The sequence below is a fragment of the Nonomuraea africana genome, assembly GCF_014873535.1.
In the GTDB taxonomy this organism is placed as follows: domain Bacteria; phylum Actinomycetota; class Actinomycetes; order Streptosporangiales; family Streptosporangiaceae; genus Nonomuraea; species Nonomuraea africana.
This window is the reverse complement of the sequence record NZ_JADBEF010000001.1, coordinates 5,418,928-5,441,853: the sequence shown is the minus strand read 5'-3', so window position 1 is coordinate 5,441,853 and position 22,926 is coordinate 5,418,928. Positions and strand designations below refer to the sequence as shown.

At 68.8% G+C, this 22,926-nt stretch carries 20 protein-coding genes; 5 read left to right on the top strand and 15 right to left on the bottom strand.

Going from position 1 to position 22,926, the window contains the following annotated elements:
• Window positions 1–4 precede the first annotated feature (4 nt).
• The gene (locus tag H4W81_RS25760; RefSeq protein ID WP_192777172.1) at window positions 5–325 is read right to left on the bottom strand and encodes a DMT family transporter; all 321 of its coding nucleotides are present in this window, start codon (window positions 323–325) and stop codon (window positions 5–7) included.
• 12 nt (window positions 326–337) lie between these two features.
• A complete protein-coding gene (locus H4W81_RS25755) occupies window positions 338–691 on the bottom strand; it encodes a DMT family transporter (protein WP_318781952.1) in 354 nt (117 codons plus the stop codon).
• Window positions 692–745: 54 nt separating this feature from the next.
• Between H4W81_RS25755 and H4W81_RS25750 the strand changes: the two genes are divergently transcribed.
• Window positions 746–1,171 carry a MarR family winged helix-turn-helix transcriptional regulator gene (locus H4W81_RS25750; protein WP_192777170.1) on the top strand — a complete coding sequence of 142 codons (426 nt, stop codon included), beginning with the start codon at window positions 746–748 and terminating at the stop codon, window positions 1,169–1,171.
• On the opposite strand, the gene H4W81_RS25745 is transcribed toward H4W81_RS25750, so the two are convergent.
• A complete protein-coding gene (locus H4W81_RS25745) occupies window positions 1,154–1,423 on the bottom strand; it encodes a hypothetical protein (RefSeq protein WP_192777169.1) in 270 nt (89 codons plus the stop codon). The genes H4W81_RS25750 and H4W81_RS25745 overlap by 18 nt on opposite strands.
• 236 nt (window positions 1,424–1,659) lie before the next feature.
• On the opposite strand from H4W81_RS25745, the gene recA reads away from it, so the two are divergent.
• Entirely contained in the window at window positions 1,660–2,760 is a 1,101-nt protein-coding gene (recA, locus tag H4W81_RS25740; RefSeq protein WP_192777168.1) for a recombinase RecA, read from the top strand.
• 15 nt (window positions 2,761–2,775) lie between these two features.
• Window positions 2,776–5,487, top strand: coding sequence for a recombination regulator RecX (recX, locus tag H4W81_RS49470; protein WP_318781951.1), 2,712 nt, complete (start codon window positions 2,776–2,778; stop codon window positions 5,485–5,487).
• 135 nt (window positions 5,488–5,622) lie between these two features.
• On the opposite strand, the gene H4W81_RS25730 is transcribed toward recX, so the two are convergent.
• From H4W81_RS25730 to H4W81_RS25705, 6 genes are all read right to left on the bottom strand, one after another.
• A complete protein-coding gene (locus tag H4W81_RS25730) occupies window positions 5,623–6,447 on the bottom strand; it encodes a carbohydrate ABC transporter permease (RefSeq protein ID WP_192777166.1) in 825 nt (274 codons plus the stop codon).
• The gene (locus tag H4W81_RS25725) at window positions 6,437–7,387 is read right to left on the bottom strand and encodes a carbohydrate ABC transporter permease (RefSeq protein ID WP_192777165.1); all 951 of its coding nucleotides are present in this window, start codon (window positions 7,385–7,387) and stop codon (window positions 6,437–6,439) included. Before H4W81_RS25725 ends, H4W81_RS25730 begins: the two co-directional genes overlap by 11 nt.
• Entirely contained in the window at window positions 7,384–8,619 is a 1,236-nt protein-coding gene (locus H4W81_RS25720; RefSeq protein WP_192777164.1) for an ABC transporter substrate-binding protein, read from the bottom strand. Before H4W81_RS25720 ends, H4W81_RS25725 begins: the two co-directional genes overlap by 4 nt.
• 20 nt (window positions 8,620–8,639) lie before the next feature.
• The gene (locus H4W81_RS25715; protein WP_225958796.1) at window positions 8,640–10,220 is read right to left on the bottom strand and encodes an FAD-dependent oxidoreductase; all 1,581 of its coding nucleotides are present in this window, start codon (window positions 10,218–10,220) and stop codon (window positions 8,640–8,642) included.
• Window positions 10,213–11,226, bottom strand: coding sequence for a LacI family DNA-binding transcriptional regulator (locus H4W81_RS25710; RefSeq protein WP_192777163.1), 1,014 nt, complete (start codon window positions 11,224–11,226; stop codon window positions 10,213–10,215). Before H4W81_RS25710 ends, H4W81_RS25715 begins: the two co-directional genes overlap by 8 nt.
• Window positions 11,227–11,338: 112 nt before the next feature.
• Window positions 11,339–13,177 (bottom strand): hypothetical protein, encoded by a 1,839-nt coding sequence (locus H4W81_RS25705; protein WP_192777162.1) that lies wholly within the window; start codon window positions 13,175–13,177, stop codon window positions 11,339–11,341.
• A 757-nt stretch (window positions 13,178–13,934) separates the two neighbouring features.
• On the opposite strand from H4W81_RS25705, the gene rny reads away from it, so the two are divergent.
• Complete coding sequence (gene rny, locus H4W81_RS25700) at window positions 13,935–15,572, top strand: ribonuclease Y (protein ID WP_192777161.1); 1,638 nt, start codon at window positions 13,935–13,937, stop codon at window positions 15,570–15,572.
• A 272-nt stretch (window positions 15,573–15,844) separates the two neighbouring features.
• Here rny and H4W81_RS25695 read toward each other — a convergent pair whose 3' ends face one another.
• The 5 genes from H4W81_RS25695 to H4W81_RS25675 are packed head-to-tail and all read right to left on the bottom strand — an operon-like array spanning window position 15,845 to window position 20,992.
• Window positions 15,845–17,674, bottom strand: a complete 1,830-nt coding sequence (locus H4W81_RS25695) for a S9 family peptidase (protein ID WP_192777160.1) — start codon at window positions 17,672–17,674, stop codon at window positions 15,845–15,847.
• Window positions 17,675–17,712: 38 nt separating this feature from the next.
• Complete coding sequence (locus H4W81_RS25690; protein WP_192777159.1) at window positions 17,713–18,627, bottom strand: amino acid ABC transporter permease; 915 nt, start codon at window positions 18,625–18,627, stop codon at window positions 17,713–17,715.
• A complete protein-coding gene (locus tag H4W81_RS25685; RefSeq protein ID WP_192777158.1) occupies window positions 18,624–19,292 on the bottom strand; it encodes an amino acid ABC transporter permease in 669 nt (222 codons plus the stop codon). Before H4W81_RS25685 ends, H4W81_RS25690 begins: the two co-directional genes overlap by 4 nt.
• A gap of 60 nt (window positions 19,293–19,352) precedes the next feature.
• Window positions 19,353–20,228 (bottom strand): glutamate ABC transporter substrate-binding protein, encoded by an 876-nt coding sequence (locus H4W81_RS25680; protein WP_192777157.1) that lies wholly within the window; start codon window positions 20,226–20,228, stop codon window positions 19,353–19,355.
• 14 nt (window positions 20,229–20,242) lie between these two features.
• Window positions 20,243–20,992 carry an amino acid ABC transporter ATP-binding protein gene (locus tag H4W81_RS25675; protein WP_192777156.1) on the bottom strand — a complete coding sequence of 250 codons (750 nt, stop codon included), beginning with the start codon at window positions 20,990–20,992 and terminating at the stop codon, window positions 20,243–20,245.
• Between the two features lie 123 nt (window positions 20,993–21,115).
• On the opposite strand from H4W81_RS25675, the gene miaB reads away from it, so the two are divergent.
• Entirely contained in the window at window positions 21,116–22,588 is a 1,473-nt protein-coding gene (miaB, locus tag H4W81_RS25670) for a tRNA (N6-isopentenyl adenosine(37)-C2)-methylthiotransferase MiaB (protein WP_192777155.1), read from the top strand.
• Here miaB and H4W81_RS25665 read toward each other — a convergent pair.
• Entirely contained in the window at window positions 22,578–22,919 is a 342-nt protein-coding gene (locus H4W81_RS25665) for a hypothetical protein (RefSeq protein WP_192777154.1), read from the bottom strand. The two genes, miaB and H4W81_RS25665, sit on opposite strands and share 11 nt — an antisense overlap.
• Window positions 22,920–22,926: the final 7 nt, after the last annotated feature.

Here is a 22,926-nt window from a genome sequence, read left to right as displayed (position 1 = left end):
GTGCTCAGACACCTGCGGAGAGCTTGAGCAGCACGATCCCGCCGATGATCGCGGCGAAGGAGACCAGCTTGGGGACGGTGATCCGCTCCTTGTAGATCAGCGCGCCGAGGAGCACGGTGCCGATGGAGCCGACGCCCGTCCAGACGGTGTAGCCGACGCCCACGTCGAGGGTCCTGAGCGCCAGGCTGAGGGTGAAGATCCCGCCCGCCGCCGCGAGCAGTGTGAAGACGGACGGCCACAGCCGCGTGAAGCCCTGCGTGGCGTTGGTGCCGAGCGCGAAGCCGATCTCGAAGACGATCGCGATGGAGAGATAGATCCAGGCCATGATGGTCGCTCCTCAGGCGGTGGTGGAGGGGGAGAGGCGGTCGGCCAGCTTGAGGCCGAGGACACCGCCGATGATCAACACGAAGGCCAGCACCTTCCAGGCGCTCAGCGACTCGCCGAAGATCAAAGTGCCGAACACGACGGTGCCGACCGAGCCGATGCCGGTCCAGACGGTGTAGCCGACGCCCACGTCGAGGGTCTTGAGCGCCAGGCTCAGGAAGAAGATCCCGCCGCCGGCCGCGGCCACGGTGAGCAGGGAAGGGCCGAGCCGGGTGAAGCCCTCGGTGGCGTTGGTGCCCAGGGCGAAGACGACCTCGAAGACGGCGGCGATGAGCAGATAGGACCATGCTTGAGTTCTTGTATGCACATACATATTCTGTGCATACAAATAGGATGAGTGTCAACACAGGAGGAGGAAGAGATGGCGACGCTCGACGACGACATGTGGGTCGGGGTGGTACGGCTGCACGCGAGGGTGGAGCACGAGCTGGCCGCCGCGTTGCAGCGGCACGGCCTGGGGCTGTCGGAGTACCGCGCGCTGTGCCACCTGTCGACGGCGAAGGACGGGGAGCTGCGCATGCAGGAGCTGGCCGACCTGCTCGGGCTCAACCAGAGCTCGGTCACTCGCCTGGTCGGACGGCTGGAGGCGGCCGGGCTCACCCGCCGTGACCTGTGCGCCAACGACCGCCGCGGCGTCTACACGGTGATCACCGAGGCGGGCAGGGAGCGGAAGGGCGGGGCGAGTGACCTCTACGAGCAGACGCTCACCGCGGCCCTCGACCGCGCCGCCTCGGACGGCCTCGCCGCCACGGTGACCGCGCTGCGGAGCTCATTCGTCGTCGGCTAGGGTGGCCGCGAGCGTCCGCACCGTCCCCTCGAGGTCGTCGGCCGTGCCGTGGCCGCCTGGCGACCACAGGAAGACCCACGCCGACGTCGACGGTGTGGCGAAGACGATGGTCTGCCGGCCCGTGCGCGGGTGCCAGACCCACAGCACGGGATCGTCTCCTCCGACCATGCGCCCGACGAGCCCGTGGCCGGGGAGCAGCTCGGCGAGCGCTTCCAGGTGGGTGCGCCGCTGCCCGGTGTAGGTGCTCGTCACGTCGCCGCCTCTCGACCTTTTCCTCAGGATCTCCCCAGCTCAGCGGCCCTGGCAACACGCCCGGCGTATTGTCAGGGAATGTCGTGCGACTCGGCGTGTTCGAGGCGCCATCGAACAGCCGTTCGGCTACTATGAAACTCGCCGAACCGCTTCTTGCCCGGCTCGGCGGAAAATTGTCGGTCCCACCGCGTAGCTTTCACTCGACCGACCAGACACGACCCTCCAGGGGAGTTCCCATGGCTATCAACGACCGCGAGAAGGCCCTTGAGACTGCCCTCGCACAGATCGAGCGGCAGTTCGGCAAGGGCTCCGTCATGCGCCTCGGCGATGACGTCAGGGCTCCCATCGAGGTGACCCCGACCGGCTCGATCGCGCTCGACGTCGCGCTCGGCATCGGCGGCTTCCCCAGGGGCCGCATCATCGAGGTCTACGGTCCCGAGTCCAGCGGTAAGACCACGGTCGCGCTGCACGCGGTGGCCAACGCGCAGCGGGCCGGCGGCATCGCGGCGTTCATCGACGCCGAGCACGCCCTCGACCCCGAGTACGCCAAGAAGCTCGGCGTCGACACCGACGCGCTGCTCGTCTCCCAGCCCGACACCGGTGAGCAGGCGCTCGAGATCGCCGACATGCTGATCCGCTCGGGCGCCGTCGACATCATCGTCATCGACTCGGTCGCGGCCCTGGTGCCCAAGGCTGAAATCGAGGGCGAGATGGGCGACAGCCACGTCGGCCTCCAGGCCCGCCTGATGTCCCAGGCGCTGCGCAAGGTCGCGGGTGCGCTCAACAACACCGGCACCACGGCCATCTTCATCAACCAGCTGCGCGAGAAGATCGGCGTCATGTTCGGCTCGCCCGAGACCACGACCGGTGGTAAGGCGCTGAAGTTCTACGCCTCGGTCCGTCTCGACATCCGCCGCATCGAGACGCTGAAGGACGGCACGGAGGCGGTCGGCAACCGCACCCGCGTCAAGGTCGTCAAGAACAAGATGGCGCCGCCCTTCCGCGTCGCCGACTTCGACATCCTCTACGGCGTGGGCATCTCCCGCGAGGGCGGCCTCATCGACATGGGCGTGGAGCACGGCTTCGTCCGCAAGTCCGGCGCCTGGTACACCTACGAGGGCGACCAGCTCGGCCAGGGCAAGGAGAACGCGCGTAACTTCCTGCGCAACCACCCCGACGTGGCCAACGAGATCGAGAAGAAGATCAAGGAGAAGCTGGGTGTGGGGCCGCGCGTCGACGCCCCCGCTGAGCCTCCCGCCACTCCTCCGGTCGCCGCCGCCGCGCCCTCCGGCCGCGGGTCCAAGGCCGCCGCCACCCCCAAGCCCGGTGACGTCTGATCCGGCTTTTGACGCATGAGTAAGTCGCCGGACCCTGCTCGACGCCCAACCCCCGCCGCCCCCCACAGGGACGGCGGGCCCACCGCCCCACCCACTCCCACCCCGGAGCCCAGCAACACCCGCGAGCCGCACGGCTCTCTCCGCGATGCGGAGAATCCGTCACTTCAGGATCGCTCGTCGGCTCGGAGCGCTTGGGGGACGGCCAGCGCGTCGGATGCCGACGCGCAGGAGCAGGACGGCACAGCGGTCACTGTCCGTTGGGGCCAGGACGACACGTCCGGCGACAACGGCTGGACCACGAACGACCCGGCGGCCAGGAGCAGCTGGGACATGAACGGCACGCCAGCCGACGAAGGCAGAGCCGTGCCCGACGACGACTGGAACCCGGACCGCCCGGCTTCCGGCGGGTGGAACTCCGGTGGATGGAACTCTGGCGGCTGGGGCACGGGCGGCGACGATCAGGGCGCCTGGTCCCGCATCCCCAACGGCGTCGCCGACCTCGCCCGCCCCGCCTCCCGCCGCAGGAACCGCTCGCAGTCACGGGAGCCCGAGGACGACGGCCCCATCTGGCGTTTCGAGCCCTCCCACCGCCCGCCATGGTCGGCACCAGCAGACCCGCCAGCGACTCCGACAGCCACCCGAGATCCACAACCCAGGCCCAGCGGATCCACGGACGACCCCACCCCCTCCGGTCCGACCGACCACCGCGACAGAACCGGCCACAAGGCCGACCACCGGAACCGTGCGACCAACGAATGGGGACACGAGGCCGACCACCGGGAGCGTGTGGCCACCGATCCCGGTCGCGAGGCCGACCGTCGGGAGGCTGCGACCACCGAGTCCGGACACGGAGCGGGCCAGCACGTGGCTGTCGATCCGGGATACGAGGCCGACCATAGGAAGCGTGTGGCCGTCGATCTCGGACACAACGCCGACCGCAGGGAAGGTGTGGCGGCTGATCCTGGGGCTGCGACAGACCCTCCTCGCCACGGGTCTGACCGTCTCGGGGACGAGGCTGACTCTCGCGTTTCCGACGGATCCGAACGCCTGATTGACGAGTCCGGACGCCCCATCGACGGTCGTGAGCTCCGAACTGTCGCGCCCGCGCCTGCGCCCGAGCCCGAGCATCCTGGGGCCGCGCACGACTGGGGTGCGTGGCCGGATGTCCCCCGGCGCACCACTCGTCCGAAGCGTCGGCTGCGTGAACGTGCCCCGGAGGCGGAGTGGGCCATCCCTGAGGGAGGCCTCGGCTCAGGCGATGACGGCGTCCAAGCTCACCGGTGGCTCGACTCAGGTGACGACGGCATGCCGTCCTCGTGGCTGGCATCCGGCGATGACGGCGACGTCCAAGAACACGGCTTGGCCTCTGGTGACGACGGATCAACAAGCCGTCGCCGCACGCGCCGAAACACCCGGCGCACCAACGCCTCTCCCCGAGACTCCGGTGACATCTTCCCCGCCAGGAGGGAGCGCACCCGCGGTGCCGGCGCCTTCTTCCGTGACACGAACGAGCCCACCCCAGGCGCCAGCGGCTTCGATGGCACGAACGAGCCCACCCAGAGCGTCAGAGGCTCTACCTGGCAGGGCGGCCCCTCCAGGTCTCGCCCCGACAACCCTGGAACCCATCAAGCGGACCACTCCGCCACGGACCGTTCATCCAAGGCGCGATCCTCCATGGACCGCTCGTCCAGAGGGCGCACCGCCGCGTCCCGCGGCTGGACAGGCGCCGGCCGACCGGCCGATCCCTTCGACTCGGCCGGAGAGCCTCCCGAATGGGCGCGGGACCAAACTGCTCCGAACGACAACCCCACCGCCCCCTCCCACGGCCACGACGAAACCGCCCTCACGAGGGATCCGCTCGGCAGCGGTTCGGCAAACCCCGAAGGCCACGAGGTTCACGAGGCCGACGCGGGTTCGGCGAATGGACGCTTCGTTGGTGAGTGGCTCCGTCGCGATTCGACGGATCCGGATGGCGATGAGGGTTACGTGGGTTCGGCGGGGGGTGGTTCTGGTGAGCGGCGACGCTCGGGAGGGCGGCGCGGTAGCGGGGGCGGGCGGCGAGGTTCGGCGAGGCGGCGTTCCTCGGGCTGGTCGGATGGGTCCGACGAGGGTTCGGCGACCTGGCCGGGTTCTGCGGGGAACCGGGAGTCCGCAGGGTCAGGCTCTACAGGCAACAGGGAGTCCGCGGAGTCGGGTTCCAGCGGGAACCGGGAGTCGGGGAGGTCGGGTCCTGCGGCGAATCCGGAGTCGGTCGCGAGGGCGATCTGCCTGAGGCTGCTCACCATGGCGCCCAAGACGAGGGGCCAACTCGCCGAGGCGATGCGTAAGCGAGATGTGCCGGACGAGGTCGCCGAGGCCGTACTCGATCGGTTCACGGAGTTGGGCCTGATCAACGACGAGGCGTTCGCCGAGGCCTGGGTGGATTCACGCCACCACGGGCGCGGGCTCGCCAGGCGCGCGCTGGCGGCGGAGTTGCGGCACAGGGGTGTCGACAGTGAAACGGTCAACGAGGCCGTGGAGCGGGTCGACTCCGATCAGGAGGCGGACACGGCGCGCAGGCTCGTGGAACGCAAGCTGGCTTCGACACGTGGGCTCGATCCGCAGGCCCGCACCCGCCGCCTGGCCGGGATGCTGGCGCGCAAGGGTTACGGCGCCGGGCTGGCGTATCGGGTGGTTCGCGAGGCACTGGAGAACGAGGGCGTCGAGGTGGAGGACGAGTTCCCGTAGTGCCGCGATGACCCCGGGAGACCTTGGGCGCGATTCTCGCTGTTGGTCGGCCGCCGTGTGCACCGAGGCCCATGCCTCGTTCTCCGAGTACGCCGACGACTGCCATCACCCAGGACAGGCTGCTGTGAGCGCCCGTCATCCCTTCAGGCCGGTGTGGGCCAGGCCCTCGACAAACTGCTTCTGTGCCAGGACGAAGACAACCAGCACCGGCAGCGCCGTCATGGAGGCCGCCGCGAGCTGGACGTTCCACATGGGACCGCCGTAGGCGTCGACGAACTGCGTCAGAGCCTGGGGCAAGGTGAACTTCTCCGGGCTGGAGAGGAACACGATCGGTTCAAGGTAGAGGTTCCAGCTGTGTAGGAAGGTGAAGATGGCCACGGCCCCGAGGGCGGGGCGAGCCAGCGGGAGGCCGATGCGCCGGAACGTGGCGAACCGCCCCAGGCCGTCGACGGCCGCGGCCTCTTCGAGCTCGCGGGGCAGCACAAGGAAGAACTGCCGCATGATGAAGGTGGCGAGCACGCTCGGCGCGCCCACCACCGGCACCAGGATGAGCGGCCAGTGCGTGTCGGTCAGCCCCCAGCCGTGGAAGAGCTGGAACAGCGGCACGATCGTGACCTCGCTCGGGATCAGCAGGCCGGTCAGCACGATCACGAACAGCACGTTCGAGCCGCGGAAGCGGATGCGCGCGAAGGCGTAGCCGGCCAGCGCGGAAACGGCCAGTGTGCCGAGGGTGACGGCCACCGCGATGTAGAGGCTGTTCCAGTACTGCTGCGCGAACGGCTGCAACTCGAAGACCTGTTGGTAGGCCTCCAGGGTCGGGCGACCCGGCCACAGCGACGGCGGGAAGGCGAAGACCTCGCTGACCGGCTTCAGCGAGGAGGTGGCCATCCACCAGGTCGGGAAGACGAACGGCACGCAGAGCACGCACAGCAGGCCGTACAGCAGCGTCTTACGCCTCATGGAACACCCACCTCCTGCGCATGCGCCACTGCAGCAGGGTGAGGGCGAGCACGATCACGAACAGCAGCACCGACAGCGTGGCCCCGTAGCCGAAGTGGTGGAATTGGAAGGCCTGCTGGTACAGGTAGTAGACGAGCACGGTGGTCGAGGTGCCGGGACCGCCCTGGGTGAGCACCGCGATCTGGGCGAACACCTGCAGCGACCCGGCGACCGTGATGATCGAGGTGAGCAGCACGGTGGGGCTGATCATCGGCAGCGTGATCCGCCGGAACTGGGTCCACGCCGATGCGCCGTCCAGCCGGGCCGCCTCGAAGAGCTCGCGAGGCACGCCCTGCAGGGCGGCCAGGAAGAGCACCATGTTCAGGCCGACGTTCTTGAAGACCTGTACCACGATCACCGAGACCATCGCCCACGTGCCGGTACGCAGCCAGTTGGGCCCTTCGATGCCGAAGACCTGAAGGATCGCGTTGATCCCACCGTTCTTCTGCAGCAGGAATCCCCACACGATCGTCCACGCCACGAGCGAGACGACCACCGGGGAGAAGAACAGCGTCCTGAACACCGTGGTCCCGCGCAGCCGCTGGTTCAGCAGGACGGCCAGCAGCAACGCCAGCGACAGGTTGAAGACGACCAGGCCGATCGAGAAGAACCCGGTGGCCATCAGCACCGATGGCACGTTGGGGTCGCTCAGCAACTGCTGGTAGTTCTCGGCCCCGACGAAGCTGAAGGTGTCCGCCAGGACGTTCCACTCGTTGAGGCTGTAGTAGAACACGAGCGCCAGCGGCAGGAAGACGAAGAGCAGGCTGCCGGCCAGCTGCGGCGCGATGAACAGGTACCCGAGCAGGTGGTCGCGCCGCCGGGTGGTCCACCAGCCCGCACGGCCGGTGTGCCGCGCGGTGCGGGCCAGGGACTGGGACTGGGACTGGGACTGGACCGTCATCGTTTGGCCAGCATCGGCTGGATGGCGGTGCAGACGCCGTTCATCACCGTCGCGACGTCGGCGTTCGGCTGCCACAGCTGGTCAAGCCCGGCTCGAACGGCCTGGCTGAGCTCGGCCTGCCCGGCGTGGCTGGGCTTGACGCGGCCGTCGGCGATGCCGTCGACGATGACCTCCTGGAGCTGCTCCGGCTTCAGCAGCGGGTTGCTCTTGGCCAGCGACTCGGCGGTCAGCAGCGGCTGCCGGGGCGGCGGGAAGAACTGGGCGAGCTTGGCGGAGTTGTCGGGGTTGGTGAAGAAGGACAGGAAGTCCGCGGCTGCCTGAGCGTTCTTGGACTTCTTGATCACGCCGATGCCCGCCTGCCCGATCACGCTGTACTCGCCCTTGGGACCGCTGGGCAGCGACACCAGGTCCCAGTCGAACGGACCGTCCTTGAGCAGCGACGCGCGGGAGATCTGAGTGATCGTCATTCCGGCTTCACCGGCGAAGAAGTCGGCGGTGGTGCCGGGGGCGGGCATGGCCTTGTCAGTGAAGATCGCCTTGTGCAAGAAGCTCATCGCCTCGATCATCTCGGGCTTGGTGAAGCCGCAGACCTTGCCGTCCTCGCTCCAGGCCTCGGCTCCCCATCCGCCCCAGACGGAGGCCAGGTTGTCCCAGCCCTTGTAGTCGAAGTCGCGCACGACCAGCCCGGCCTTGCCGGTCTTCTCCTGTACGGCTGACGCGATCTTGACGGCCTCGTCCCACGTCCAGCCCTTCGCGGGCACGCTCTGCCCAGCCTGCTTGAGCAGGTCGGCGTTGACGAAGACGCCGAACGGCGAGGTGGAGAACGGGTAGGCGTAGAGTGCGCCGTCCTTCTGCCACAGCCTGGTGGTGCTGGGCACGAACTCCTCGGGCTTGACCAGGTTGTCCAGGGGGGCGAGCGCGCCGGAGCTGACGAAGTCGGGTGCGCTGTTCTCAAAGATCCAGGCCAGGTCGGGGGTGTTGCCGCCGGCGATCTGGGTGGTCAGCGTGGTCGTGTAGGTTTCCACCGGCAGGGTGTCGAACTTCACCGAGACGTTTGGATGCGTCTTCTTGTACTCGGCCCCGATGTCGTTGAAAAGCTTGAGATGGGCCTCGTTGCCGGTCCAGATCGTCATCCGCAGCGAGACGGGGCTGTCCTTCGGTTCTGCGGAGGATCCGCAGGCCGCGAGGGCGAGCACACCCGCCAGCCCGAGCGCGGTCACCTTGATGCGCATGTCGTTACTCCTTGGGGGCGTTAATATCCGGAGATTTCCGGCCAGTGGAGTTCGATCCCCTGTGCTTCCAGCCGATCCTGGAAGCAAGCCAGAAGGTCTGGATCGTTCCGAACGGCCTGCGGGGGCACCGACCGGTCCAGACAGAAGGCGGCCAGCGCGCCCGCGGCCTCGCCGATGTTCCACTCGACAGGGTGCAGCCGATAGCAGCCGTTGGTGATGTGCGTGGTGCCGAGGTTCTTACCGGCCGGCAGCAGGTTCTGCACGCGGCGCGGAATGAGTGCGCCCAGCGGGATCTCGAAGGGGCTGCTCGGCACGTCGATGTAGTTGTCGCCGCCGGTCGAGGGGTGCAGGTCGATGCGGTACATGCCGATGCCGACCGAATCGTGGTAGCGGGCGCCCTTGACCACGTCCTGCTCGATGATGGTGTGTTCGGCCAGGACCCGGCGCGACTCGCGGATGTAGGGTGCCTGGGCCAGACCGTCGGCCGAACCGGTCACGTCGCCGCGCAGCCTGAGGCCCGGCCAGCCGGTACCGCCGTCGGGCCGTGGAGCCTCGGTCTGCATCCAGTACAGGACAGAACGGGACAGGTCACGGGCGGCGGCCAGGTGCTCGGCGGCGTCGGGCACGTCGAAGGCCGGGCCGAGCACGTAGTCGATCATCGGCCAGTTGACGAGGCAGATGTCGCTGGCATACGCACCCGAGGTGAACAGGCGGCGGGCGGCGATCCGGCGGAAGGTCCACAGATTGCCGTCTCCGGGGTTGCGCCGCTGGTCGGCCCGGACCAGCAGCGGATCGTCGTCCGGGTTGGGAGTGAAGCTGCGTTCGCCGATCTCCAGCGTGCGCGGGTTCGGGCTGCGCCAGCCCAGCAACTTGCCACCCCAGAAGGGCAGCTCGAAGTCGCGCCAGAAGCCGTAGTTGGCCGGCCGGTCGATGGTGTGGTCGCCGTCCACGTGGTCGATGGCGAAGCAGACCGAGACCGCCTGCATGTTGAGCGGCTGCGCCTCGGCGGGGGCGCTCGGCTCGCCGGTGTCGGTCTGCGACTCGAAGCCGGTGACGTACTCCGTGCCGGTGAGCGGCAGCAGGTCGCCGGTCTCGGTGGCGTCCAGGATGTAGGGCGCGGTGACCACGACGTCGTCCGCGCCCGGGCCGCTGAGCCGTACGGAAAGAACTCGATCGCCGTCGGTCTCGGCGGCCACGGGTTTGTACGGCTGCAGCACGGTGAGCTGCCCACCCCCGCGATAGGGAGCCAGCATGGACTCGATGACCGCCAGCGCCACCCGGGGCTCGTGGCAGATCGGGCTCACCCAGCCCGCGCCGGGGTTGAGCTCCCTCCATCCTCGCGCGGCCTCGGTGAGGGGGAAGTGCCGGCGGTAGTAGTCGCGGATGCCGTCGCGCAGCGCGCGGTAGCTCGCCGTGACGCCGAACCGCTCCACCCACGTGTGCTCGTCCGGCGGCACGGCCTGGCTGGTCAGCTGGCCGCCGAGCCAGTCGAATTCCTCGGTCAGTACCACTCGTTTCCCGGCTCTGAGCGCCGCGAGCGCCGCTGCCACCCCCCCGAGGCCGCCTCCGACGACCAGCACCTCGGTGCTCAGCTCATGCAACGTTGTTCCTTCCCAGGGTCGAGCCCTTGACGAGTTCGCAGGGGAGCAGCCGCTGGACCCGGCCGCTGCCCTCGATGAGTTCGGTGAGGACTTCCACCGCCTGCCGGCCCATCTCGGCACGGGGGATGCGGAAGCCGGTGAAGTCGATGTCGGTCGGCGCGGGCCTGGTGGGATCGCCGAGCGTGACGATCGAATGGTCTCCCGGTACGGCCAGGCCGCGCTGCCTGGCTGTCTGGAGGATGACCGCGCCGTCGGCGTACTCCTCGACGAAGATCGCAGTGGCGCCGGTGAGCAGCACGTCCTCGGCGTTCGCCGGTGGCAGGGTGACGGTCTGCAGCCCCGCCGTACCCTCCCTGAATCCGCGGTGCCGGTCGGCGAAGGACTCGGGACCGGCGCCGTACCCGACATACGCGAACTTTTCGTGACCCAGGCTGCGCGCCTGCTCCACCAGCTCACGCACCGCGCTGCCGTAGTCGGCGCCGACGTAGGAGATCGGGCCCCCGGCGTCGTCGCGACGGCCGACCGAGACGAAGGGGTAGCCCTCGGCGACCAGCCGGGCCAGTTCCTCGTGGTCGAGCTCCCGGCCGAGCAGGACGCAACCGTCGGCCAGGCGCAGGCGGTGGTCCTGGTGGTAGATGCGCTTGCGGCCGTCCACCAGCGGAGCGCTGGTGAGCAGCAGCAGGTCACAGCCCACCTGCTCGGCGGACTCTTCGATGCCGACGAGGAACGGGTGGTAGAAGTCCCCCGTCGCACTGGGGAAGACCGGCTCGTAGGTGAAGACGCCGAGGATCCGGTTCCTGCCTGCCGCCAGCCGTCGGGCCAGCGGGTCGGCCACGTAGCCGGTTTCCCTGATGACGCGCAGCACCCGGTCCCTGGTCTCCGCCGGGATCCGGGTCTCGGCTCCCGCGCGGTTGTTCAGCACCAGCGAGACGGTGGTCTGGCTGACGCCGGCGAGCCGGGCGATGTCCCGCTGCGTGATGCGGCGGGGGGCTTCTGGGGGTCGCATCTCGTCTTCCCTGATGTAATGCGCATTAGCGCTGGGTCGTGGAAGAGAGTGTCAAGCACGTGTTTCGGGCCCGTCAATAGAGTTCGCGGGAGTAATACGAATTAGCAGATGCTCAGAAGTGGGACGTGATCGTGACCTCGATGGCGCCCTCGTGCGGCACCCGGAGCACGTGCAGGCGCCGCTTGCCGTCCCGCAGATAGGACACCGAGGTGACGCCGAACGTGGCCGGGCGTCGGGTACCCCAGCTGAACCGGACCACGCCCCCGCCGCGGCGCAGCTCGAGCCCGTCCGCGGTCGCGGTCACCGATCCGCCGTACGGCGCCGCCGTGCCGTCGGTGAAGGTGACCTGGTCGGTGGGGTGCACGACGATCGGGATCTGCTCGGTGGCCGCCGAGACCGCCTGGACCGAGCGGCGGATCTGGCCGCCGGTGATCCGTACGTCGGTGACCACCGAGGAGTCCGGCGTATGGAAGCGCAGCCGGTAGGGGTTGCCGCCGAGGAACTCCACGGGCATGGGGCCGTTGGCGTCCGGTCGCTGACCGGGGAAGACCGTCGCCCAGCAGGCGTGGTTGTTGTTGTTCAGCGACTGGATGATCGTCCCAGCGACCGGATGCCAGAGGAAGCTCAGCCCGGTACGGGTGAGAGTGGTTGCCCGCCTGGTGCCGAAGTAGCCGCCCAGGTACAGGTTGGGCCGCCGGATGAAGAAGAACTCCTGCCCGTTGTCGCTGCGGATCTCCTCGAACCGATTGGATCGAAGGTACGGCAGGCCGTCGATGGCCGCGTCCTTGCCCGCGCGAAGCGGATAGCGCTCGCCGTAGATGGCGTGCGTGAGGATGCGCGGCGAGGTGTCCTGCTTGGCCAGCACCGGAACCGGCGTCGGATCCGCCGCCCAGGCGGCGCGTGCTGCGGCCAGGTCCTCCCGTGCGGACAGGAAAGCGGCCAGCGCGGGCACCTCCGGCACGAACTGGTTGTTGAGCGCGGTCCGTTCCGGGTCGGGCCGGGTGTCGTCGTAGGAGCGGGAGCTGGTCCGCGAGGACGACGCGATGTTGGTCAGCCAGCCGGATCCGTCGGGCTCTCGCAGCAGGTTGTAGCCGAGCCAGTCCGTGTACCTGGCGGCCATCTGCACCATGTGCGGATCGCCCGACTGGCGCCAGGCGTCGGCCATCTCCGGCAGCATGACCTCGAAGTTGTAGTTCAGGTCCGGCCCGGACTCCTCGTAGAAGAAACCCGCCGGGCTCTGGCCGGTCTGCGCCATGCGGGCGAAGGCGTCGGTGAGCTGCTGCTGCAGCGCCGGGTCCGGGTCCAGCCGCAGGGTGAGGGCCGCTCCGGCCACGCCGGCCATGGTCTGGTTGGCGAAGGCCAGCCTGCTCTGCCAGGCCGAGCGGTTGGCCGGATTGAGCAGCCAGCCTGCCGCGCCCCGCAACGCCGCGCTCAGCTGAGCCTGGCGCGTCGGCAGCACGTTGGCCGGGCGCAGCAGGGCGAGGGTCTTGCTGAGGTACCCCAGCGCGAAGCCGGTCGGCGCCAGCCCGTGCTCGCCCCTGGCGTACTCGGGGAACGAACCGTCGGCGTGCTGCAGGCCGAGGTAGTGCCCGAGTGCCGCGTCCAGGGCGGCCAGGAGAGCGGGGTCGCCCCAGTACGGGTTCCAGGCCCGCTGCTGGGAAAGGAACCAGGCCAGGGTGTAGGCGTGCTCCTGCACGCGCGCGTTGTACGGCGCTGCCGGGTTGCGCCACCAGCCGCCGGCGAAGAAGCCGGAGGCGTCCATGTCGTGGACCAGCGGGGCGAGCGTGACCAGGTAGGGCGCGAAGCGCTGCTCGGCGGGCGCGAAGAGCCGGCGGTCGGGGGCTCCGGGTGGCAGTGGCGCCAGGGCGAGGGCCTCGGCCCGGCCGGGCGGTAAGGCGGCGAAGAGGGCGGCGGCACCGGCGCCGGTCAGAAGGGTGCGGCGATTGAGCATGGCGCACACGGTCACTCAGCCGGAATGAGCATGTCAATAAGCTAATGCGAATTACCAGCTTAGTTGCGCCTTCGCGACGGCACCGGAGCGCGGCGGAGGCTTCCTGCTCATCCCTCGTGCGGTGCGGTGATCTCGCCCGTCGGCCCTCGGCGGTGCGGTGATCTCGCCAGGTAGTAGTGGGTCTTCGGCGGCGTGCGGTGATGCGGCCAGGCTGTGGTCGATCTCTCGTGTGGTCGTCGATCTATGGCCTGCCTTCGTTGGGGGAGGCGGTCTTCGGGCGTGTCGGGTCGGCGTTGTTTCAGTGCTCGACGGTGCTGGCTGGGGCCGGGGCCATGTCAGAACTGGGGACGATGGAATCTGTTTCCGACATAACCCCGGGAAGTGGCGTCAGGAGGGAGTTAGCTGGGTAAATGAGGGCGTGTCGGCTATGTCCGACAAGATCGCGCGGTTTTGCGTTCGATTGACGGTAAGACGTGCTTGACAGCACGTCTTTGCTTGCCCGTTACCTCTTCGACGCATAACCTCGACGGCAGTGAGGAGTTACTCCGCGCAGTGCGGATTGCCATACCGGTGAACTACGGACGAGCGAGCTCGATTGACCCGAGGAAGGGAAGGTGCCGGCCACTCAGGTCGGTGCCCCGTCTGCCTTGGCTTGATATTTGTCCTGGTGGCGACACCGATCGGGCGATTTGTGCTGCGCGCGTGACCCCTCCTGGAGCGTTTGGCCTATCTATGACGCGAGGAGGGCGGGGCGCACATGGAGACGCCTGTCGTGGTGCTGGCGGTGGCAGTGCTCCTGCTGGCATGCGTGATGATCGTCGCGTTTGTCATACTGCTGCGCCGAACCGCCGCGCTGGCGCCGTCGCCCGCCGCCCAGCCCTCTCCCGCCGTCCAGCCCTCTGCCGATCAGCTTGCCGAGGTGCACGGTGAGTTGGAGGAGGCGCGCCGCGAAGCCGTACTGATCAGGGACAAGGCGCAGTCGGACGCCGGTGAGATCCTGCGCAGGTCGGAGTTGGCCGCCGAAACTGCCGCGCAGATGCGCAAGGAGGTCGAGGAAGAGAGCCGCATCCTCAAGAACGAGCTCAAGGAGCTGCGCGCCGACCTCGAACGCAGGGAGAGCCGGCTGGCCGAGCGAGAGCAGCGTCTCGACGAGGAGTCCCGCAGGCAGGTCGAACGCGGCAGGAAGCTGGCCGAGACCGAGACGGAGCTGGCCGACAGGCGCGAGGAGTTGCTGCAGGTCGAGAGCGAGCGCAGGGCGATACTCGAACGGGTGTCGGGGCTGACCGCCGAGCAGGCGAAGAACGAGCTCGTCAGGGAGATCGAGAACCAGGCCAAGCGTGAGGCGGCGCTGATCGTCAGGGAGATCGAGGGCGCCGCCCGCAAGGAGGGCGAGAAGCGGGCCACCAAGATCGTGACGCTGGCCGTGCAGCGCATCGCGGCGGAGCAGACCGCCGAGTCCGTGGTGAGCGTGCTGCATCTGCCCGGCGACGAGATGAAGGGCCGGATCATCGGTCGTGAGGGACGCAACATCAGGGCGTTCGAGTCGACGACGGGCGTCAACCTGATCATCGATGACACGCCCGAGGCGGTGCTGCTGTCCTGTTTCGACCCGGTGCGCAGGGAGACCGCGCGGCTCACGCTGGAGAAGCTCGTGCTGGACGGGCGCATCCACCCCCAGCGCATCGAGGAGGCCTACGACCGCAGCCGGACCGAGGTGCAGGATCTGTGCGCGCGGGCGGGCGAGGACGCGCTGGTGGAACTCGGCATCACGGACATGCACCCGGAGCTGACGCTGCTGCTCGGACAGCTGAGGTATCGCACCAGCTACGGGCAGAACGTGCTGAAGCACCTCATCGAGTCCGCGCACATCGCCGGGATCATGGCGGCGGAGCTCAAGATGAGCCAGCCGCTGATGAAGCGGTGCGCGCTGCTGCACGACATCGGCAAGGCGCTGACGCACGAGGTCGAGGGCAGCCACGCGCTGATCGGCGCGGAGATCGCCAGGCGCTACGGCGAACACGAGGACGTCGTGCACGCGATCGAGGCGCACCACAACGAGGTCGAGGTGCGGACCGTGGAGGCCGTGCTCACCCAGGCGGCCGACGCGATCAGCGGCTCGAGGCCGGGCGCGCGGCGCGAGTCGCTGGAGGCCTACGTGAAACGGCTGGAGCGACTGGAGGAGATCGCCACCTCCTACGAGGGCGTCGAGAAGGTCTTCGCGATGCAGGCGGGGCGCGAGATCCGCGTCATGGTGAAGCCCGACGCCATCGACGACATCCAGGCACAGGTGATCGCGCGCGACGTGGCCAAGCAGGTGGAGGAGGAGCTCACCTACCCGGGCCAGATCCGCATCACCGTCGTCCGCGAATCCCGCGCGACAGAGTTCGCCCGCTAGATCCTTTCTTCATCCTGTACGGCACAGCCCACGAAAGGCCACCGGGGTCACCGGTGCCCGTCTGTCCTGCCACGCCACTCCAGCGGGACTTCGGTCCCCGCCGTTACGTCAGGCATGTCGGCCGGGTTCTTCGAAAACCGCCGGCCGAGGTTCGCGGCAGACCGGCCGTGGTCAGCTCGCTCACCCCACTCCGCCGGGTCCTTCGAAAACCCCCGGCCGTGGTCAGCTCGCCCGATACATTCCGCCGGGTTCTGCCGAACCGCTGGCCGAGCTCAGTACAGTTCGAAGATCTGCTGGTAGAAGGCCAGTTCGGCGGCCAGGGCAGCGGTTCTCGTCTCCATGCGACGGAAGCCGTGTGACTCCCCCTCGAAGGACAGGTACGTGCACGGGACCCCGCGTTCCGACAGCGCGTCCGCGAAAGCCGACGACTGCGCAGGCGGTACCACCGGGTCGTCCAGCCCCTGGAGCAGCAGCATCGGGCAGGTCACGCCGTCGGCCAGGGCGAGCGGCTCGCGGCTGGCGTAGAGGGCCGGGTCCTCGGGGCCGACCAGCCACTCGGTGTAGCGCGACTCGAAGTCGTGGGTCGTCGCGTTGAGCGGCGCGAGCGCGCTGACCCCGTAGTAGGAGACCCCGCCCGCGAACACGGAAGACCTGCAGCACGCGGCCATCACCGTCCAGCCGCCGGCGCTGCCGCCCCTGACCGCGATGCGCGCCGGGTCGGCCAGGCCCTCGGCGGCCAGCCATTCGGCGGCGGCGATCGTGTCCTCGACGTCGACGACGCCCCACTGGCCGCGCAGCCGGTCGCGGTAGGCCCTGCCGTAGCCGGTGGAGCCGCCGTAGTTGACGTCGATCACGCCGATGCCGCGCGAGGTGAAGAACGCCTTCTCCAGGTCGAGCGCCGAGGTGCTGTGCCCGGTGGGCCCGCCGTGCACGAACACCACGTACGGCACGGGCCCCTCGGCCGCGACCTCGGGATTGGCGGGCGGGTAGAGGAACGCGTGCACGTGCCGGCCGAACCTGCTGAGGAACTCCACGGGCCGAGCCGACGGCAGGTAGGCCACGTCGGGCAGTTCGCCGATGTCGCGCCGCAGTCCTTCGACCCTGCCGGTCACCGTGTCGAGCCTGGTGATCGAGCGGGGGATCGCCGCGCCGTACGCCACCCCGACCAGGGTCGTGCCGTCGGCGGACAGGGCCGGGTCCCACCCCGAGTACGGCACATCGAGGTCGCGCAGCTCGCCCGTGCCGGGATCGAGGAGGCCGAGGCGCAGGTCGCCCTGGCCGTGCAGGACCGCGAGCCGGCCGTCGGCCAGCACGACGTACGGCCGGCCGCCCAGCTGCCAGAGCGGCCAGGCGAACTCCTCCTCGGCGGGGTGAAGCGCCTGGGAGGAGGTGCCGTAGATGCCGATCTGGTAGAGGTTCCACCAGCCCGACCAGTCGGAGATCAGGTAGAGGTGGCTGTCGTCGCGCCACTGCGGCGCGAGGACCGACTCGGTGGAGCCGCCCTTGACCGTCCAGGAGTTGCCGTCGGACAGGCGGGTGATGCGCAGCTCGGTGCCGTTCCACGGCATGCGCGGGTGGTTCCAGCAGATGTAGGCCAGGTGCAGGCCGTCGGGGGAGAGGGTGGGGAAGGCGTAGAAGTCGCTGCCGGTCACCAGCTCGCGCGGCTCGCCGCCGTCGAGGGGGATCGAGACGATGGCGCGGGTGACCTTGCCGTCGTGGCGTTCGCGCACGCACCACAGATGGTCTCGGCCCAGGTGCAGGTCGGCGTAGCGGGAGCCGTCGTCGGGGGTCAGCGGCTCGGGTTCGCCGGAGGTGACCAGGTAGAGGCGCTGGTCGGCGAAGTTGACGAAGACCACGCCACGGGGGGTGACGAGATAGGGCTGCCCGCCGTACTCATGGACCCTGGAGCGGGCGTTCCACGGGGCGGGCAGCACCTGGGTGCGGGTGCCGTCGGCGGCCCGGTGCACGATGGTGGTGCGGCCGCCCTCGTCGGGCCGGTCCTCGGTCCACCAGACCTCGTCGCCCACGACGGTGGGCCAGGCCAGGCGCAGACCCGAGCTCGCGACATCGGTGGTGGAGATGGGAGAAGGCCAGAGAGGCATAGCGGCATCCTGCCCGAAAACCGTGCCTCCCGTGGCCCTTACTCCATCGTCGCCACGGCTTCGGCTCCCGCGCCGCCACCCGCGCCTGGGCCGACGCCGAGAACCGACGCGCCTGGCGGGACGACAGGCGGAGCCGCGGTCTTGCGGCTGCGCCTGCTGCGCTTCTCCAGCCAGTTGGCCAGAGCGCTCAGCGCCATGTTGAGACCGATGTAGATGATGCCGATAACGATCGCGGCCGGGATCAGCGAGCCGAAGAAGACCGCGGGCAGGATCTTGAAGCCGGTGTTGAGCAGGTCGACGTAGGCGATGATGTAGCCGAGCGCGGTGTCCTTGAGCAGGACCACGAGCTGGCTGACGATCGCCGGCATCATGGCGGTGACCGCCTGCGGCAGCAGCACCAGCCGCATCACCTGGTTCTTGCGCATGCCGATGGAGTACGCCGCCTCCGACTGCCCCTTCGGCACGGCGCGCACGCCCGCCCTGACCACCTCGGCCAGCACCGAGCCGTTGTAGAGCATGAGCGCGGTGACCAGGGCGATGAATGCGTAGTCGCCGCCGCCGAAGAGGGAAGGCGCCAGGTAGAAGATGAAGAAGATCAGCAGCAGCAACGGGATGCTGCGGAAGATCTCGACGACCGCTCCTGCCGGGATCCTGATCCAGCGGTGGTCGGAGAGTCTCGCCAGGCCGAACACCGCGCCGAAGACCAGCGCGAGAACCGCGGCGACCGCGGCGGCCCTCAGCGTCCCCAGCAGGCCGGGGATGATGTAGAAGTCCCAGGTCTCGTACTTGAGGAAGGGCTCCCAGATGCGGCCGTCCCACTGGCTCTTGGCGTCGAAGCCCGCGTAGATGAGGTAGACGACCGTCGCGACCAGCGCCACGCCCAGGACGGTCAGTACCGCGTTGCGGACTCTGGCGCGCGGGCCAGGGGTGTCGAACAGGACCGAGGTGCTCATCGAACCACCGCCAAGCGCTGGGAGAGCCAGCCAGTGAAGAAGCCGATGGGCATGGTCAGGATCATGAAGCCCGCCACGATGCCCAGGAAGATCGGGATCGAGGCACCGGTGGTGTCAAAGATCTCCTTCATGTTCGCCGCGGACTCGGTGAGGAGCCCGCCCGCCGTGGCGACCGTGGTGTTCTTGATCATCGCGATCATCACGCTGCCCAGCGGGGCCACCACCGCGCGGAAGGCCTGCGGCAGGATGATCAGCGTGAGCGACTGGAAGAACGTCAGCCCGATCGCCCTGGCCGCCTCGGCCTGCCCGGTGGGCACAGTGTTGATGCCGGCCCGCAGCGCCTCGCAGACGAAGGCCGCGGTGTAGGCGCCCAGGCCCAGCGACACGAGCCAGAACGAGTTGGTGCGCGGCACATCGGAGAAGACCAGTCCGAGCGTGTCGCTCAGGCCCAGCGCGGAAAAGGCCAGCACCAGCGTCAGCGGCGTGTTCCGTACGACGTTGACGTAGACCGTGCCCGCCGCGCGCAGCACGGGGGTCGGCGAGACGCGCATCGCCACCAGCAGTGTGCCGACGATGAGTGCGAACACCCCGGCCACGAGGGAGAGCTTGATGTTCTCCAGGAAACCCTCGAGCAGCTGAGGGCCGTATGTAATAAGTTCGTCCATCGTGCTCCACCGTCGATATGACAGCGGCGGCCGGGTCACCGGCCGCCGCGTCGTGTCTTCCTAGGCGCAACCCTCGGCAGGCGGCGCGCTGTCCGCCAGCTTGAGCCCCTGAATGCCGCCGAACCACTTGTCGAACAGCTGCTTCATGGTGCCGTTCTGCCAGAGCTTGGCCACGGCCGCGTTGGCCGCCTCGCAGGTCTTGGTGTCGCCCTTCTTCAGGCCGATGCCGTACTTCTCGTCGGTGAAGCCCTGGCCCAGGACCTTGAACTTGCCGCCGGAGGCCGCCGCCTGCTTGGCGAAGCCCGCCAGGATCAGGTCGTCGGTGGTCACCGCGTCAAGGTTGCTGCCCTGCAGCTTCTGGATGCACTCGGAGTAGTTGGCGGCGTCGACGGGCGTGGCGTCGATGTCGAGCTTGCCGTCCGGCGGCGGGTCGGTGATCCGCTTGTAGGAGTTCGAGCCGGACGCCTTGCAGATCTTCTTGCCCTTCAGGTCCGTCGGCGCGTTGATCGAGGTGTCGTCACCGCGCGTCATCACATCCTGGTGGGCGACGATGTAAGGCCCGCCGAAGGTCACCTTCTGCTTGCGCTCGTCAGTGATGGAGTAGGTGGCGAAGATGATGTCGACCGTGCCGTTGGCCAGGAAGGGTTCACGATTGGAGGAGGCGGACTCCTTCCATTCGATCTTGACATCCTTGCCGCCGGCCATCTCCTTGAGCACGGCCTTGGCCACGTCAACGTCGAAGCCCTCGGGCTCCGCGCCCTTCTTCAGGCCCAGGCTGGGCTGGTCCCACTTGGTGCCGACCACGACGGTGCCGCCACCCTGCGCCTTCTCGACCACGCTGGCGTAGGTCTGCTCACTGCCGCCGCCGCAGGCCGCCAGGCTGCCTACCAGGACGCCGGCGGCCGCGAGAGCGGCTCCCGCACGTTGGATTCGCATGTGTGACACCTCTTCTAGTGCGTGAGAATCTTGGACAGGAAATCCTTGGCCCGTTCGGTGCGGGCGTTGGTGAAGAACTCGTCAGGGGTGTTCTCCTCGACGATCTGACCCTCGGCCATGAACACCACCCTGTTGGCCGCCTTGCGGGCGAAGCCCATCTCGTGCGTGACGACCACCATGGTCATCCCGTCACGAGCAAGGGCCACCATGACGTCGAGCACCTCCTGAACCATCTCGGGGTCGAGAGCGGAGGTGGGCTCGTCGAAGAGGATCATCTTCGGGTCCATCGCGAGCGCCCTGGCGATCGCGACGCGCTGCTGCTGGCCGCCGGACAACTGAGCGGGGTACTTGTCCGCCTGCGCGGCGATGCCCACGCGTTCGAGCAGCTCCATCGCGCGCGCGTTGGCCTTGTCCCTCGCGATGCCCCGCACCTTGACCGGGCCCAGCGTCACGTTCTCGCGGATGGTCTTGTGCGCGAAGAGGTTGAAGGACTGGAAGACCATGCCGACCTCGGAGCGCAGCGCGGCCAGCGTCTTGCCCTCGGCGGGCAGTGGCCTGCCGTCGAAGACGATCTGGCCGCTGTCGATGGTCTCCAAGCGGTTGATCGCCCTGCACAGGGTGGACTTGCCACCTCCCGAAGGGCCGATCACGACCAAGACCTCGCCCCTGGACACGGTCATGTTGATGTCCTTCAGAACGTGCAACGCCCCGAAGTGCTTGTTGACGTTCTCCAGCTTGACCAGCGGAGTCGAGTGGTCCGTCATGGATGACAACGTAGAGGGGCCAGATGCACCGGTCACTAACCAGGTGGTACCGATCCGATCACGGCAGCCTCATTTTACTCTCGGTCGCAAGCGTTGCGAGGGACGCCTACCCTTGAGAGTGCCATGAGGACCTATCAGGTGCGCACCTACGGGTGCCAGATGAACGTGCACGACTCCGAGCGGCTCTCGGGCCTGCTGGAGGACGCCGGCTACGTGCCCGCTCCCGAGGGCGAGACCGCCGACGTGGTCGTGTTCAACACGTGTGCCGTCCGTGAGAACGCCGACAACCGCCTCTACGGCAACCTCGGCCATCTGCGGCCCGCCAAGGTGAAGAACCCCGACATGCAGATCGCCGTCGGCGGCTGCCTGGCGCAGAAGGACCAGGGCGAGATCGTCCGCAAGGCGCCGTGGGTCGACGTGGTCTTCGGCACCCACAACATCGGCTCGCTTCCCGTGCTGCTGGAGCGGGCCCGCATCGCGGGCGAGGCCCAGGTCGAGCTGAAGGAGTCGCTCGAGGTCTTCCCCTCGACGCTGCCCACCAAGCGCGAGTCGCCGTACGCGGCGTGGGTGTCGGTCTCGGTCGGCTGCAACAACACCTGCACGTTCTGCATCGTGCCCTCGCTGCGCGGCAAGGAGAAGGACAGGCGTCCCGGCGACGTGCTGGCCGAGGTCCAGACGCTGGTCCAGCAGGGCGTCCTCGAGGTCACGCTGCTCGGGCAGAACGTCAACACCTACGGCGTCGAGTTCGGCGACCGGCTGGCCTTCGGCAAGCTGCTGCGCGCCTGCGGCGACATCGAGGGCCTCGAGCGCGTCCGCTTCACCTCGCCGCACCCCGCCGCCTTCACCGACGACGTCATCGCCGCCATGGCCGAGACGCCCAACGTGATGCACCAGCTCCACATGCCGCTCCAGTCGGGCTCCGACAGGGTGCTGAAGGCCATGCGCCGCTCCTACCGGGCCGAGCGCTACCTGGGCATCATCGAGCGGGTCCGCGCGGCCATGCCCGACGCGGCCATCTCCACCGACATCATCGTCGGCTTCCCCGGCGAGACCGAGGACGACTTCCAGGCCACGCTCGACGTGGTGCGCCAGAGCCGCTTCGCCAACGCCTTCACCTTCCAGTACTCCATCCGCCCCGGCACGCCTGCCGCCACGATGGCCGACCAGGTGCCGAAGGAGGTCGTCCAGGAGCGCTACGAGCGGCTGGTCGCGCTCCAGGAGGAGATCTCGTGGGAGGAGAACAAGAAGCAGGTGGGCCGCACCCTCGAGGTGCTGGTCGCCGAAGGTGAGGGCCGCAAGGACGAGGCCACCAGGCGTCTTTCGGGCCGGGCCGCCGACAACCGGCTCGTGCACTTCGCGGTGGGCGACGAGACGCCCAGGCCGGGCGACATGGTGACGGTCGAGGTCACCTACGCCGCTCCGCACCACCTGGTCGCCGATCGCGCCCTCGGCCTGCGCCGCACCCGCGCGGGTGACGCGTGGGAGGCCCGCCAGGGCGCTCCGGCGAAGGCGAAGGGCGTCTCCCTCGGCATGCCCTCCATCGGCCGTCCCGCGCCGCTTCCCGTCGAGCCCTCGGGGTGCGCCGTCACCTCGTGAGGTCGTCGAGGACCTGGTAGCAGTAGTCGCGCCGGACGTCCTTGAAGGTCGCGCACGGGTCCGGCCGCCCGCGCTCCACCCGCGGCTGGGCCGAGCGCGGGGTCCCGCCGCGCGGCGCCACCGTGTTTCCCATGTTGCCCATGTCGCCCGCGTTGCCCGCCGTCACGGCGCTGTCCTGCGCGCTGTCCGGTGTCTCCGGTGTCGCCGCGCTGCCGGGCGGCACCGCCGTGCGCTCACGCGCCGCCTTCCCCCTCCCGTACGGCGGCGCGGGCACCGGCCTGACCCAGCGGCTGTCGCGAGACGGCGCCGGCCCGAGGAGCGCCGCCTCCACGGAAGTT